The sequence below is a fragment of the Pseudomonas machongensis genome, assembly GCF_034961125.1.
In the GTDB taxonomy this organism is placed as follows: Bacteria; Pseudomonadota; Gammaproteobacteria; order Pseudomonadales; family Pseudomonadaceae; genus Aquipseudomonas; species Aquipseudomonas machongensis.
On the sequence record NZ_JAYFUI010000057.1, the window covers coordinates 21,069 to 35,239 of the forward strand.

The window sequence follows — 14,171 nt, forward strand, 5'->3', positions numbered from 1 at the left end:
CATGAATCACTCGCAACAGGTGCCTTCACGCGAGCAATTGCTGGCCAGCAGCGGCGTGCTGCTGATCGTCGACGAGATCACCCCACCCTCAGGGCCGGTCGCAAAGGGCGTGACACCGGTCATCAAGGACCGCGAACTGGCACTGTTCATCGCCGTCAGCGACGACGGCCTGGTCTACGCCTTCAATGGCCACGTCGACCTGGGTACCGGCATCCGCACCTCGCTGGCGCAAATCGTCGCCGAGGAGCTGGACCTGCGCATGGACCAGGTGCACATGGTGCTCGGCGACACCGAGCGTGCGCCGAACCAGGGCGCGACCATCGCCAGCGCCACCCTGCAGATTTCCGCCGTGCCATTGCGCAAGGCCGCGGCCACGGCGCGACGCTTCCTGCTGCAGCATGCCGCCCTTGAGCTGGGCTGCGCAGCCAATGCTTTGCGGATCGAAGAAGGCGCGGTGATCGCCGAAGACGGCCGTCGCCTACCCTTCGCCGACCTGGTGCGCGGACAAAACCAGCAATTGCGCATCGCCGACGACGCGCCGCTCAAGGCCGTCGAGGACTATCGCCTGGTCGGGCGCAGCGCCGCGCGGGTAGACATCCCCGGCAAGGCCACCGGCGAGCTGACCTACGTGCACGACATGCGCCTGCCCGACATGCTCCACGGCCGGGTGATCCGCCCGCCCTATGCCGGTCACGACAGTGGCGACTTCGTCGGCAACAGCCTGCTGGCGGTGGATGAAAGCTCCATCGCCCATGTGCCTGGCGTGGTCGCCGTGGTGGTGATCCGCGACTTCGTCGGCGTGGTGGCCGAGCGTGAGGAACAGGCGATCCGCGCCGCCCACGACCTCAAGCTGAGCTGGAAGCCGTTCACCGGCAAGCTGCCCGACCTCAGCGACGTCGCCCAGGCCATCCGCGACAACCCCAGGGTGCAGCGCACCGTACTGGACAAGGGCGAGGTCGACGCTGGCATCGCCAATGCCAGCCAGCGCCTGAGCCGCAGTTACCTGTGGCCCTACCAGCTGCATGGCTCGATCGGCCCGTCTTGTGCCCTGGCCGACTTCACCGAAGGCCAGATCCGCGTCTGGTCCGGCACCCAGAATCCACACCTGCTGCGCGCCGACCTCGCCTGGTTGCTGGAGTGCCCCGAAGCGCGCATCGAGATCATCCGCATGGAGGCGGCGGGCTGCTACGGCCGCAACTGCGCCGACGACGTGTGCGCCGACGCGGTGCTGCTGTCGCGTGCGGTCGGACGCCCGGTGCGGGTGCAACTGACCCGCGAGCAGGAGCATGTCTGGGAGCCCAAGGGCACCGCGCAACTGATGGAGATCGACGGCGGCCTGAACGCCGACGGCACGGTCGCCGCCTACGACTTCCAGACCAGCTACCCCTCCAACGGCGCCCCAACCCTCGCCCTGCTGCTGACCGGCGCGGTGGAACCGGTGCCGGCGCTGTTCGAAATGGGCGACCGCACCTCGATTCCGCCCTATGACTACGAACACATGCGCGTCACCATCAATGACATGACACCACTGGTACGCGCGTCGTGGATGCGTGGTGTGTCGGCGATGCCCAACAGCTTCGCCCACGAGTCCTACATCGACGAACTGGCCTTCGCGGCAGGCGTCGACCCGGTCGAGTACCGCCTGCGCCACCTGTCCGACCCGCGTGCCATCGATCTGGTCAAGGCCACCGCCGAACGCGCGCAGTGGCAGGCGCACACCCAGCCCATGCAGGCGCCCGCCGAGGGCGATGTGTTGCGCGGTCGCGGCTTCGCCTATGCGCGCTACATCCACAGCAAATTCCCGGGTTTCGGGGCGGCTTGGGCGGCCTGGGTCGCCGATGTGGCGGTGGACCGGCGCACCGGCGAGGTAGCCGTCACCCGTGTGGTGATCGGCCATGATGCGGGCATGATGGTCAACCCCGAAGGCGTGCGCCACCAGATCCACGGCAACGTGATCCAGTCCACCAGCCGCGTGCTCAAGGAACAGGTGCACTTCGAGGAGTCGACGGTAGCCAGCAAGGAATGGGGCGGCTACCCGATCCTCACCTTCCCGGAGCTGCCAGCCATCGACGTGATGATGCTGCCGCGCCAACACGAACCACCGATGGGCAGCGGCGAGTCGGCCTCGGTGCCGAGCGCGGCGGCCATCGCCAACGCGATCTTCGACGCCACCGGCATACGCTTTCGCGAGTTGCCGATTACGGCCGAACGGGTGCGTGCTGCGCTTGGCGGTAACGGCGAGGATTCGTCTGCGCCAGCACAGCCCGCGCCGAAACGCTCGAAGTGGTGGTTCGGCTCGATCGCCGGCGTGTTCGGTGCCGCCCTGGGCATGCTCGCCACGGCCCTGCCCTTTCGCGCGGAAATCGCGCCGGTGACGCCTCCGGCGGCCGGCAGTTGGTCGGCGGCGATGCTCGAACGCGGGCGCCAGGTGGCGGCGGCCGGCGATTGCGCGGTGTGCCACACGGTCAGCGGCGGCAAGGTCAATGCCGGCGGCCTGGCGATGGAAACGCCGTTCGGCACGCTGTACAGCACCAACATCACGCCCGATCCGGAAACCGGCATCGGCCGCTGGTCGTTCGCCGCCTTCGAGCGCGCCATGCGCGAGGGCATCAGCCGCGACGGCCGACATCTATACCCCGCCTTTCCCTACACCTCGTTTCGCAATATCACCGACGGTGACATGCAGGCGCTGTACGCCTACCTGATGTCGCAGACACCCGTGCGCCAGGAGGCGCCGGCCAACGACATGCGTTTCCCGTTCAACCAGCGCCCGCTGATGGCCGGCTGGAACGCGCTGTTCCTCAAGCGCGGCGAGTACCAGCCCAACCCACAGCGCAGTGCACAGTGGAACCGCGGCGCCTACCTGGTCGACGGCCTCGGGCATTGCACCGCCTGTCACTCCCCGCGCAACCTGATGGGCGCGGAAAAAACCGGCGATAGCTACCTGGCCGGGGGCATGGTCGATGGCTGGGAGGCGCCAGCACTCAACGCCCTGGGCAAGTCGTCCACGCCCTGGAGCGAGAGCGAGTTGTTCACTTATCTGCGTACCGGCTTCTCCGACAAGCACGGTGTCGCCGCCGGGCCCATGGGGCCAGTGGTCAGCGAGCTGGCGACCTTGCCGGAGAGCGACGTGCGGGCCATTGCCCACTACCTGAGTTCACTGGACGGCGAGCCGCAGACGGTCGCGACCCAGGCTGCGCCTCAGGTCGATACGCAACTGTCCATCAGCAATGGCGAGCGGGTATTCAAAGGTGCGTGCATGGCCTGTCACAGCGATGGCCTGGGGCCGAAGCTGTTCGGTGTCAGCCCGTCGATGGCGGTCAACAGCAACGTGCACAGCGATGTGCCGGACAACCTGCTGCGCGTGATCCTGCACGGTATTCCAACGCCTGCGACACGCGACCTGGGCTATATGCCCGGCTTCAGGGATAGCCTCTCGGACCGCCAGGTGGCGGACCTGGCCGCCTACCTGCGCCAGCGTTTCGCCGCCGACAAACCGGCCTGGCAAGGGCTGGCGGCGAAGAGCGCGCAGGTACGCGCCAACCCCGGCAGCCACTGAGGCTAGCGGCGCAGGCCGCGCAGGGCGAGATCGCTGATGAAGTCCAGCCAGTCGGCCTTGGCCTGCTTGTCGGCGAGGTCCACGGCGAGGAACGAGCTGAGCGTATGGCGGTTGGAGTTATAGAAATAGCAGAGCGAGGCAATCATCAGGTAGGCGTGAGTGATGTCGATGTCGTCGCGGAACAGGCCCTTGGCCTGCCCCGCCTCGATGATCGGCCGCAGCACGCCGACCGCCTCGCCGGACAGCGCCTGCAGGTTCTGCGACTTGCGCGCGTGCTGGCCCTGGTGAAGGTTTTCGGTGGCCAGGATGGTGACGAACTCGGGATGGCGCACGTAGTAATCCCAGATGAACGCCACCAGTTGGCGCAACGCGTTCTCGGGGTCGGAGAGGTCCAGGCGCAGCTTGGCCTCGGCCTGGTTGAAGCTGGCGTAGATATGCTCCAGCACGCTGATGAACAGCTTTTCCTTGTTGCCGAAGTAGTAATAGATCATCCGGTCGTTGGACTTGGCCAGCGTGGAGATCTGCTCGACGCGCCCGCCGGTGAAACCCTCCTTGCTGAAGACCTTCACCGCGGCCTTGAGGATGTTGTCCTTGGTGCGGTCGGCCTGCTGGGCACGAACACCGGTTTTGCGAGTCTGCATGTCGGTCCCTGTGGGGCTGGCCAGATAGCCAACACTGCCACAGACATGGGGTGGGGCGCCAACGATTGGAACGGGGTAACCGAACATGCAGCATGTCGACCGGCCCAGCAGATCGAACGCCTGCACAGGCCGATCGGGCTGGACCTGGGCAGCAAGTCGCCAGCGGAAATCGCCCTGGCGGTAATGGCGGATGTGCTGCGGGTGTATCGCGGCAAGGCGCGGGATGCGTTGTAGCCTGCCGAGCCCCTGTGGTGCACAGATGTGAACCACCACACGCCACCCCCTTGCCGCCCGCCAATCTCTTTCCCCACAATCCCCTCCACGCCGCACCACGACAGGGAACTCACCGTGCCATCCATCTATCAGCTCAAACCCCGCTTCCAGGCTCTGCTGCGCCCTTCGGTGCAGCGTCTCTACGATCGCGGCGTCACGGCCAACCAGGTCACCGTCGCCGCAGCGTTGGTGTCGGTGCTGCTGGGGCTGCTGCTCGCCTGGCTGCCCCACGTCACCTGGCTGTTCATCCTCGTCCCGGTGTGGATGCTGCTGCGCATGGCGCTCAATGCCGTCGACGGCATGCTGGCCCGCGAGTTCGGCCAGCAATCGACCCTCGGCGCCTACCTCAACGAACTGTGCGACGTGATCGCCGACGCGGCGCTGTACCTGCCCTTCGCGTTGCTGGTCGGGGTGTCGCCGGCACTGGTGGTGCTGGTGGTGCTGCTTGCCGTCATCAGTGAATACGCCGGGGTGATGGGCCCGCTGGCCGGTGCTTCGCGGCGTTACGACGGCCCGATGGGCAAGAGCGACCGGGCCTTTGCCTTCGGCGTACTGGGCACCGGCGTGGCCTTCGGCGTGCTGAATCCGACGTGGATCAACGGCCTGCTGCTGGTCATCCTGCTGCTCTCGCTCTATACCCTCTACAACCGGGTACGCCACGGGCTGGCCGAAACCCGCTGACCCCATTGCCGCAGGACAAGGACTTTCACCATGCGCCAAGCGCAATCGCTGCACTTCTCGACCCACGACGGCGTCGAGCTGCACTACCGGCACTGGCCGGCCACCCGCAACGAGCACCAGCCGCGCCGGGCACTGGTGATGTTCCATCGCGGACACGAGCACGGCGGGCGCATGGCGCACCTGGCCGACGAACTGGACTTGCCCGGATACGACATCTTCGCCTGGGACGCCCGTGGCCATGGCCTGTCGCCAGGGGCCCGTGGCGACAGTCCGAGCTTCGCCACCAGCGTGCGCGACGTGCAGACCTTCATCGAACATCTCCAGGCGCGGCACGGTATCGCCGAGCCCGATATGGCCGTGCTGGCGCAGAGCGTCGGCGCAGTGCTGATCGCCACCTGGGCCCACGACTACGCGCCCAAGGTGCGCTGCCTGGTGCTGGCCTCGCCGGCGTTCAAGGTCAAGCTCTACGTGCCCTTCGCTCGCCCCGGCCTGAAACTGCTCAAGGCCCTGCGCGGCAACTTCTTCGTCAACAGCTACGTCAAGCCGCGGCTGCTCACCCATGATCCGGAACGGGTGATGTCGTACACCGCAGACCCCCTGATCAGCCGACCGATCTCGGTGACCGTGCTGCTGGGCCTGTACGAGGCAGCCGACCGCGTGGTCGCCGACGCCCAGGCCATCCAGATACCGACCCAGTTGCTGGTGTCCGGCGCGGACTTCGTGGTGGAACGCGGCCCGCAGGAGCGTTTCTTCGAGCGCCTGGGCAGCCCGCGCAAGGAGATGCATATCCTGCCCGGCTTCTTCCACGACACCCTCGGCGAACGCGACCGCGCCCACGCCCTGGCGCGGATCGAGCGCTTCATCGCCCACTGTTTCGACGCACCGCTGCCTGCGCCTTCGCTGCTCGATGCCGACAAGGTCGGTGCCAGCTGCGCCGAAGCCGAGAGCCTGGCCGCACCGCTGCCGCACAACTCGCCGCGCGACCTCTACTGGCGCAGCTACCGCGCCAGCCTGCGCCTGGGCAAGGGGCTGTCCGAAGGGGTGAAGCTGGGTTTCGACACCGGCTTCGACTCCGGCAGCACCCTGGACTACGTGTACCGCAACCAGGCGACCGGCAAGGGCAAACTGGGCGAGCTGATCGATCGCAACTACCTCGATGCCATCGGCTGGCGTGGTATCCGCCAACGCAAGGTGCATGTCGAGGAACTGCTGCGCCTGGCCATCGCTCGCCTGCGCGAACAGGCACGCCCGGTGCACATCGTCGACATCGCCGCCGGCCACGGCCGCTACATCCTCGAAGCGCTGCAGGAGCAATTGCCGGACTCGATCCTGCTGCGCGACTACAGCGAGCTGAACGTGCAACAGGGCAGCGCGCTGATCGACGAAAAGGGCCTGGGCGAGATTGCCCGTTTCGTCCAGGGCGATGCCTTCGACCGCCAGAGCCTGGCGAGCCTCGACCCGCGCCCCACCCTGGCGGTGGTGTCCGGGCTCTATGAGCTGTTCGCCAGCAACCAACGGGTGGGCGACTCCCTGGCGGGCCTGGCCGACGCCGTGGAAGACGGCGGCTACCTGGTCTACACAGGTCAGCCATGGCATCCGCAACTGGAGATGATCGCCCGCGCCCTGACCAGCCACCGCGGCGGCGACGCCTGGGTCATGCGCCGGCGCAGCCAGGCCGAGATGGACCAGTTGGTGGAGGCGGCAGGCTTTCGCAAGATCGCCCAGCGCATCGACGAGTGGGGCATCTTCAGCGTCAGCCTGGCCCAGCGGGTTCGCTGATGACGCGCGAAGCCGGGCTGATCCGGCGCGGTGTCCTGTGGCTGTTGCTGCTCGGGCCGTTCTTCTTTCTCAGTTACGGCCTGGCCAACACCTACACCGCCGGGCGCGACGATGTCGGCAGCCTGGTGTTCGGCTGGGAACGGCACATGCCGCTGTGGCCATGGACGATCATTCCGTACTGGTCGATCGACCTGTTGTACGGCCTGTCATTCCTGCTGCCGCTCACGCGTCGGGAGATGGACCGCCATGCCCTGGCGCTGTTGACCGCGCAGCTGGTCAGCGTCAGTTGCTTCCTGCTGTGGCCGCTGCGTTTCACCTTCGAGCGACCGGAACTGGCAGGCGTGTTCGGCTGGCTGTTCGATGTGCTGATGGGCTTCGACAAACCCTATAACCAGGCACCGTCGCTGCATATCGCACTGCTGGTGATCATCTGGAGCATGTTCGCCCGGCACACCCGCAAACCGCTCTGGCGCTGGGCCGTGCACGGCTGGATGGCCTTGATCGGGCTCTCGGTGCTGACCACCTGGCAGCACCACTTCATCGACCTGCCCAGCGGCGCGCTGGTGGGGCTGCTGTGCCTGTGGCTATGGCCGCACCAGGGCGCGTTGCCGCTGCGCGAGGCGCATCTGGCGCGTGAGCCGAAACGCTGGCGGCTTGGCTTGCGCTATGGCATCAGCGCCCTGTTGTGTGCGCTGCTGGCCTTCAAGCTGGGTGGGGGGTGGCTGTGTTTGCTGTGGCCGGCAGTGGCGTTGCTGGTGGTAGCGCTGAACTATGTGCTGCTGGGAGCTGGCGGATTTCAGAAAGCTGCGGATGGGCATCTGTCGAACGCCGCGACCTGGCTGCTGGCGCCTTACCTGGTTGGCGCCTGGATCAACTCGCGAGCCTGGACCTGGCGGCATCCGCAGGCAGATGAAGTCTGCGACGGGGTGTATCTGGGACGGATTCCCGGATTGGGCGAGGCAGGTGATTTTGCGGCAGTAGTGGATTTGTGTGCGGAGCTACCCTGCCCATGGCCAGCCACAGCGCCTGTTGACCCTGTAGGAGCGGGCTTGCCCGCGAATGGGCCAGAACAGACAACCTACCTCAGCCTGCCCACCCTGGACCTCATCCCCCCAAGCCCCGCCCTGCTGCTCCAAGCCGCAGAAGCCATCGACCGCCTGCACCAGCAAGGCCCGCTGCTGGTCTGCTGCGCCTTGGGCTATTCACGCAGCGCCAGCGCCGTGGCGGCCTGGCTGATCCACAGCGGCCGCTGCGCCGACATCGACGCCGCCGAAGCCCTCATCCGCCGGGCCCGCCCAGGTGTGGTACTGCACCCCGGCCACCGTCATGCCCTGCTGCAACTCGGAGTCCAGCCATGAACCTGCACCTGGTCGCCACCTTGCTAGCCCGTGGCCGACAACTGGAACGCCTGTCCGACGCCCTGACCCTGCTGGCCGTCGCCTACGGCCTCGCGCCACTGCTCGGCCTGCACCTGCATCCGCTGGCCAGTGCGCTATGCATCGTGCTGCTGCTCCTGGGCCTTGCCCACAAATACTGGGCCGTGCGCGTGGCCCTGGATGCCGAGCTCTTCGATCGCCTGGCCAGCAGTACCCGGCTCACTGACGACACCCGCGCCCTGGACCGAGCGTTGTTCGAGTTGAACCTCAAGGCCCGCGCCGACGACCCACGCGACTGGCCAACTCGCAGCCAGGCTGCACTCACCCTGTTGCGCCGCCAGGCCCTGTGCCTGGGCCTGCAGTTGCTGTTGACCTTGGCTACCCTGCTGACACTGCCCTTCACCGGATGACCCGCACCATGCTCGCCGCCCTCACCGCCTTCGCCATCACCTCCGCCGCGCGCCTGATCACCGGCGCCCGTGCCCTGTGGCTCGGCTGCACGCCACAACCGGTGCAGCGCCTGTACTTCGCCAACCACAGCAGCCACGGCGATTTCGTCCTGCTCTGGGCCTCCCTGCCGGAGCCCTTGCGGCGCCGAGCGCGGCCTGTGGCCGGGGCGGATTACTGGAACAAACCCGGGCTGCGCAATTTCGTCATACGCAAGGTGTTCAACGGCATCCTCATCGATCGCCAGCGCAGCGAAGGCCAGGACAACCCGTTGCAACCGGTGCTCGACGCCCTGGCCCAGGGCGATTCGCTGATCTTCTTCCCGGAAGGCACGCGCAATCTTGGAGACGATCCACTGCTGCCGTTCAAGAGCGGCCTGTTCCACCTCGCCTCTGCCCAGCCGGAAATCGAGGTGGTACCGGTTTGGATCGCCAACCTCAACCGGGTGATGCCCAAGGGCCGCGCCCTGCCGTTGCCGCTGCTGTGCACGCTGAGTTTCGGCGAGCCATTGCAGGTGCTGCCTGACGAAAGCAAGCAGGCGTTTCTCGAGCGGGCCCGTCAAGCCTTGCTGAACCTGGCCCCGAAGGAAGCCTGAGATGGATCACAACACTTTGTCCCTGTTCGCCGGCATCGGCGCCCTGCTGCTCCTGGCCAGCGTCATCGGCCGCCTGCTCAAGTGGCGCGCAGGTTCCGCGCCGCACGCGGTGATCGACAACCTCAACGCACGCATCAACGCCTGGTGGGTGATGGTGCTGGTGATCGGTCTGGCCTTCGTGTTCGGCAAGTACGGCGTGATCGTGCTGTTCTATTGCGTGTCGTTCTACGCCCTGCGCGAGTTCATGACCCTCACCCCGACCCGGCGCAGCGACTACCCGGCGCTGGTGGCTGCGTTCTACGTCGCGTTGCCGGTGCAGTATTTGCTGATCGCCATGGACTGGTACGGCATGTTCAGCATCTTCATCCCGGTGTACCTGTTTTTGCTGCTGCCGATCCTGGCCAGCTTTGGCGGCGATACCACGCGCTTCCTGGAGCGCGCCTCGAAGGTGCAGTGGGGCCTGATGATCGCGGTGTACTGCGTGTCGTCGGTGCCCGCGCTGATGACCCTGGACATCCCCGGCTACGAGGGCCGCAACCTGCTGCTGATCGCCTGGTTGATCCTGGTGGTACAGATCAGCGACGTGCTGCAGTACGTGTGCGGCAAGCTGTTCGGCAAGCACAAGGTGGCGCCCAACCTGTCGCCGTCGAAGACCGTCGAGGGCCTGGCCGGCGGGGTGGCGCTGGCCACGCTGGTCGGCGCGCTGCTGTGCTGGATCACCCCGTTCAACTTCTGGCAGGCAGCGCTGATGGCGCTGACGGTCAACGCCATGGGTTTCTTTGGCGGCCTGGTGATGTCGGCCATCAAGCGCGACCGTGGGGTGAAGGACTGGGGGCACATGATCGAAGGGCATGGCGGCATGCTCGACCGCATGGATTCGGTGTGCTTCGCTGCACCGGTGTTCTTCCACTTCGTGCGCTACTGGTGGGCGTGAGCGCCATAGCGCGGCCAGGCAGATAGGCGTCGAATCCAGGCAACTGCCTTTCAGGCCAACGCCCTAAGGTGACGGGTCACTCAGCCCGTCATCAGGAGCCCTGCCATGTCCGACTTCATCACCGTCCTGCGCGAAACCTGTCCGACCCCGGTGGTCGATGCGACCAAGTGGAAACGCATCGGCGGCGACCCGCACACCGTCAACCTCAACGCCTACCTGTCGGCCGATGGCAGCAAGATCATGGGCACCTGGATCTGCACGCCTGGCAAGTTCGAGGTCAACTACGAGAAGTGGGAGTTCTGCCACTTCCTCGAGGGCTACTGCATCATCACCCCCGAAGGCGAAGAGCCCAAGCACCTCAAGGGTGGCGATGTGTTCGTCATCGAGCCCGGCATGAAAGGCACCTGGGAAGTGGTCGAGACCGTACGCAAGTACTTCGTCTTCGCCTGACTGCGGCCGACGGAGCGGGCGTGCAGCCGGGCCGGCAGGCTCAGCGCAGCGCCCGGTCCACCAGCACCTGCAGGCGACCACGAGAGCACTGCTCGACCCGCGCCTCGACGCCATATACCTGCGCCAGCAACTGCGGTTCGAGTACCTCGGCCGGGGTGCCGCAGGCCACCACCCGTCCCTTCTCCAGCATCACCAGGCAATCGGCATGGCTGGCCGCCAGGTTGATGTCGTGCAGCACCGCGACCGCCAACAGCCGATGGCGCACCACCCGCTCACGCACCGCATCCATCACCCGCAGTTGGTAGTGCAGGTCCAGGGCGCTGGTCGGCTCGTCGAGCAACAGCACCTGCGGATTGCGCGCCAGCAACTGGGCCAGGGCCACCAGTTGGCGCTGGCCGCCGGACAGGCTGTCCAAGCCTTGCTCGGCCAGGTGCTCGATGCCCAACTGGCGCAGCGCATCGAAGGCAGTCGCCAACAGGTCATTGGCAGCCCCCACGCGCAGCGCAGCGACGATGCTCTCCAGCACCCCGAGCGCCAGCCCCGGCGGCAGTTGCTGTGGCATGTAGGCCAGGCGCCGGGCGCGCTCGGCGAAACTCAGGCGGGTAACGTCCTCATCGCCCAGGTGCACCGCGCCCTGCATCCGCTCCAGCCCGGCCAGGGCCCGCAGCAGGGTGGACTTGCCCGCCCCGTTGGGCCCGACCAGCGCCACCAGGCTGCCCGTCGGCAGCGGCGGCAGGCTCAGTTGCTGGATGATCCGGCGCGTGCCGTAGGTCACCGACAGCCCTTCGATACGCAAGCTCACAACCTTCTCCCCCGCCGGAACACCAGCACCACGAACACCGGGACGCCCACCAGGGCCGTGACGATCCCCACCGGCACGATCACCCCTGGCAGGATCAGCTTGCTGGCGATCGACGACAGCGACAGCAGCAATGCCCCGACCAGTGCACTGGCCGGCAGCAGGAAGCGCTGGTCCTCACCCACCAGCAGGCGGGCGATGTGCGGGCCGACCAGGCCGATAAACCCGATGGTGCCGACAAAGGCCACCGCAGTCGCCGACAGCAGGCTGATGCGCAGCAGCGAAGCGACGCGCAGACGCCGGGTGTCCACGCCGAAGCTGCGGGCACGGTCTTCGCCCATGCGCAGCAGGGTCATGGCCGGGGCGGCGCGCAGCGAGAACGGCAGCACCAGCGCCAGCACCGCAGCAAGAATGCCCAGCTTCTGCCAGTTGGCCCGCGCCAGGCTGCCGAGGGTCCAGAACACCAGTTGCTGCAGCACATCCTCGGTGGCCAGCAACTGCAGCAACGACACCAATGCGTTGCAACTGAACACCAGCGCGATACCGAACAGCACCAGGCTCTCGACCCCGGCGCCGCGCAGTCGCGACATGGCCTGCAGCAGCAATACCGACAGGCAGGCGAAGACGAACGCCATCACCGTCACCTGGGCGCTCGGCGTCAGCCAGGCAACCGACAGCGGATAAGCGATGGCCAGCGACGCACCCAGCGCCGCGGCAGAGGACACACCCAGGGTGAAAGGGCTGGCCAGCGGGTTGTCGAGGATCGCCTGCATCTCGGCGCCGGCCAGTGCCAGCGCGGCCCCGACCAGCACCGCCATGAGCGCGTAAGGCAGGCGCACGTTCCAGATGATCACCCGTTCGGTGGCACTCAGTGCGTTCGGGTCGAACACCCCATGCAGCAGTTGTCCGAGCCCCATGCCGGAGGCGCCGCTGGCCAGGTCGCCGAGTACCGCCAGCGCCAGCAGCACGGCCAGCCCTCCGACCAGCCCGGCACGCCGCCAGAGCAGGCGCCGATAACGCCAGGCTGCCAGCGCGGCGCCGTCCAGAGCCTGGGCGGTCACTTGGCGTCGATCCAGTAGTGGCCGTCCAGGCCGACCTTCAGCAAGTGGTTGATGTCGGCCATGGTCGCTTGCGGATCCAGATCCTTGAAGCGCTCGGGGTGAACCCAGCGAGCCATGGCTTCGATGGCGAGGATGTTGAACGGCGAGTTGTAGAAGTCATGCCACAGGCCATGGGCCTGGCCATCGCGAATCGGCCGCAGCGGTGCGAACTCGGGGCGCGCGATGATCCTGGCCAGGCTCTGGCGTGCGGTATCGGCACTCACGCCAGCACCCAGCAGCACGCCGGGGGCGCGGTTGCCGGTGGCGATGTAGACGTCCGGATCGGCCTTGAGCACGTATTCGACGCTGACGTCGCCCAGCGCGCCGGGCACCACGTCGGCGGCAATGTTATGCCCACCGACCGCCTCGACCACGCTGCCCAGGCCGCTCTTGCCGGTGGTGTGCCCCGGCGCCTGCCAGACGCCTGCCAGCAGTTCGAGGAAGACTTTCGGGCGCTCACTGTCCTTGAGCCCCGCCACCTGGTCGGTGACGTGCTTGAGGTGGCTGTCGTAGAGCTCCAGGTATTCCCGCGCCTGCTGTTCGCGACCCAGCAAGGTGCCCAGGGCTTCGAGGCTGACGCGGGTGTTCTTGATCGGGTGCACGCGGAAGTCGATGAACAGTACCGGGATACCGGCCTGCTCCAGCAGGTCGGCGACCGGGCTGTGCTGGGTCGGGCCTTCGCCGGCGATGCTGAAGATCGCCAGGTCCGGTTTCAGTGCCAGGATCTGCTCGGCGCTGACGCTCTGCTCCGAGGCCTGGCCGATCAGCGGCAGCTTGGCCACCTGTGGATAAAGCTTGGCATAGACCTCGTAGGTGTGCGGGTCGAGCAGGCGCATGTCGTTCTGCCAACCAACCACGCGCTGGAACGGGTTGTCGCGATCCAGCAGGGCCAGGGCGAAGAACAGCCGCCCCTCGCCGAGGACGATACGCTGGGGCGCATGATCGACCTCGACCTTGCGCCCGAGCACGTCGGTAACCTGGGCGGCGCTGGCGGTCTGGATGGCGCCGAGGCCTGCGGCCAGCAGCATGAGCAACGGCAGCAGGCGCCGCGCGGAACGGAGAATGGAGGGCATCGGAGGGCTCCTGGCAACAGCGGATGCGTGACAGAGAATCGGTCTCATTCAAGACCGGGCATTCTAGTCAGCGGGCCGCCCTTGCCAGTGTCCGGGTATGTAGTGGGATGTCAGCGAATCGTCATGGGTGACGTTTCATTACATTGGGGTTGCGGTGTGTTCTTCGCGGGCAAGTCGCAGCGGCAAACAACAGCTCCCACAGGTAACACCACAGTATTCAGAAGCTATGGGGGCTGTTGTGGGAGCAACTGTCTTGCTCAAAATCTAAAGACCAGCCCAATCCCTGTGGGAGCGGGCTTGTCCCGCGAACACGGGCGTAGCCCGTGCCAGGCAGCGCGGTGTCTTTTTCGCGGGTAAACCCGCTCCCACACGTACGGCGTTCGAATTTACGCCGGTGTTGCGCTCTTGCATTGAGGCAAGTCCACATCCTGCCAGGGGGTACCCGTTCTTAGCATCGCATTGAG

The 14,171-nt window shown here is 66.6% G+C and carries 12 protein-coding genes and 1 pseudogene; 9 read left to right on the forward strand and 4 right to left on the reverse strand.

The genetic code is table 11. The features are described 5' to 3' along the window. The first annotated feature begins 1 nt into the window (after position 1). A complete protein-coding gene (locus VA602_RS04700) occupies positions 2–3,559 on the forward strand; it encodes a molybdopterin cofactor-binding domain-containing protein (RefSeq protein WP_323452616.1) in 3,558 nt (1,185 codons plus the stop codon). A gap of 2 nt (positions 3,560–3,561) precedes the next feature. Here VA602_RS04700 and VA602_RS04705 read toward each other — a convergent pair whose 3' ends face one another. Beyond that, positions 3,562–4,200, reverse strand: coding sequence for a TetR/AcrR family transcriptional regulator (locus VA602_RS04705; RefSeq protein WP_323452617.1), 639 nt, complete (start codon positions 4,198–4,200; stop codon positions 3,562–3,564). A gap of 105 nt (positions 4,201–4,305) precedes the next feature. Here VA602_RS04705 and VA602_RS04710 point away from each other — a divergent pair. The 8 genes and pseudogenes from VA602_RS04710 to VA602_RS04745 form a co-directional block, all read left to right on the forward strand. Next, a pseudogene (locus VA602_RS04710) lies at positions 4,306–4,434 on the forward strand (XdhC family protein); the annotation flags it as partial. Positions 4,435–4,548: 114 nt separating this feature from the next. After that, positions 4,549–5,154 carry a CDP-alcohol phosphatidyltransferase family protein gene (locus tag VA602_RS04715; RefSeq protein WP_054892662.1) on the forward strand — a complete coding sequence of 202 codons (606 nt, stop codon included), beginning with the start codon at positions 4,549–4,551 and terminating at the stop codon, positions 5,152–5,154. Positions 5,155–5,184: 30 nt separating this feature from the next. Further along, positions 5,185–6,933 carry a bifunctional alpha/beta hydrolase/class I SAM-dependent methyltransferase gene (locus VA602_RS04720; RefSeq protein ID WP_323452618.1) on the forward strand — a complete coding sequence of 583 codons (1,749 nt, stop codon included), beginning with the start codon at positions 5,185–5,187 and terminating at the stop codon, positions 6,931–6,933. Beyond that, entirely contained in the window at positions 6,933–8,291 is a 1,359-nt protein-coding gene (locus tag VA602_RS04725) for a phosphatase PAP2/dual specificity phosphatase family protein (protein WP_323452619.1), read from the forward strand. Before VA602_RS04720 ends, VA602_RS04725 begins: the two co-directional genes overlap by 1 nt. Further along, on the forward strand, positions 8,288–8,719 hold the full coding sequence (locus VA602_RS04730) for a hypothetical protein (RefSeq protein WP_200603674.1): 432 nt from the start codon (positions 8,288–8,290) through the stop codon (positions 8,717–8,719). Before VA602_RS04725 ends, VA602_RS04730 begins: the two co-directional genes overlap by 4 nt. An 8-nt stretch (positions 8,720–8,727) precedes the next feature. Next, on the forward strand, positions 8,728–9,351 hold the full coding sequence (locus tag VA602_RS04735) for a lysophospholipid acyltransferase family protein (RefSeq protein ID WP_125930836.1): 624 nt from the start codon (positions 8,728–8,730) through the stop codon (positions 9,349–9,351). Between the two features lies 1 nt (position 9,352). Continuing rightward, positions 9,353–10,285 carry a phosphatidate cytidylyltransferase gene (locus VA602_RS04740; protein ID WP_323452620.1) on the forward strand — a complete coding sequence of 311 codons (933 nt, stop codon included), beginning with the start codon at positions 9,353–9,355 and terminating at the stop codon, positions 10,283–10,285. Between the two features lie 105 nt (positions 10,286–10,390). After that, complete coding sequence (locus VA602_RS04745; protein WP_063542660.1) at positions 10,391–10,735, forward strand: cupin domain-containing protein; 345 nt, start codon at positions 10,391–10,393, stop codon at positions 10,733–10,735. Between the two features lie 40 nt (positions 10,736–10,775). On the opposite strand, the gene VA602_RS04750 is transcribed toward VA602_RS04745, so the two are convergent. The 3 genes from VA602_RS04750 to VA602_RS04760 are packed head-to-tail and all read right to left on the reverse strand — an operon-like array spanning position 10,776 to position 13,707. Next, positions 10,776–11,537, reverse strand: coding sequence for an ABC transporter ATP-binding protein (locus VA602_RS04750; protein ID WP_323452621.1), 762 nt, complete (start codon positions 11,535–11,537; stop codon positions 10,776–10,778). Beyond that, on the reverse strand, positions 11,534–12,595 hold the full coding sequence (locus VA602_RS04755; RefSeq protein WP_054892671.1) for a FecCD family ABC transporter permease: 1,062 nt from the start codon (positions 12,593–12,595) through the stop codon (positions 11,534–11,536). The genes VA602_RS04750 and VA602_RS04755 overlap by 4 nt, the downstream gene beginning before the upstream one ends. After that, entirely contained in the window at positions 12,592–13,707 is a 1,116-nt protein-coding gene (locus VA602_RS04760) for an ABC transporter substrate-binding protein (protein ID WP_323452622.1), read from the reverse strand. Before VA602_RS04760 ends, VA602_RS04755 begins: the two co-directional genes overlap by 4 nt. Positions 13,708–14,171 lie beyond the last annotated feature (464 nt).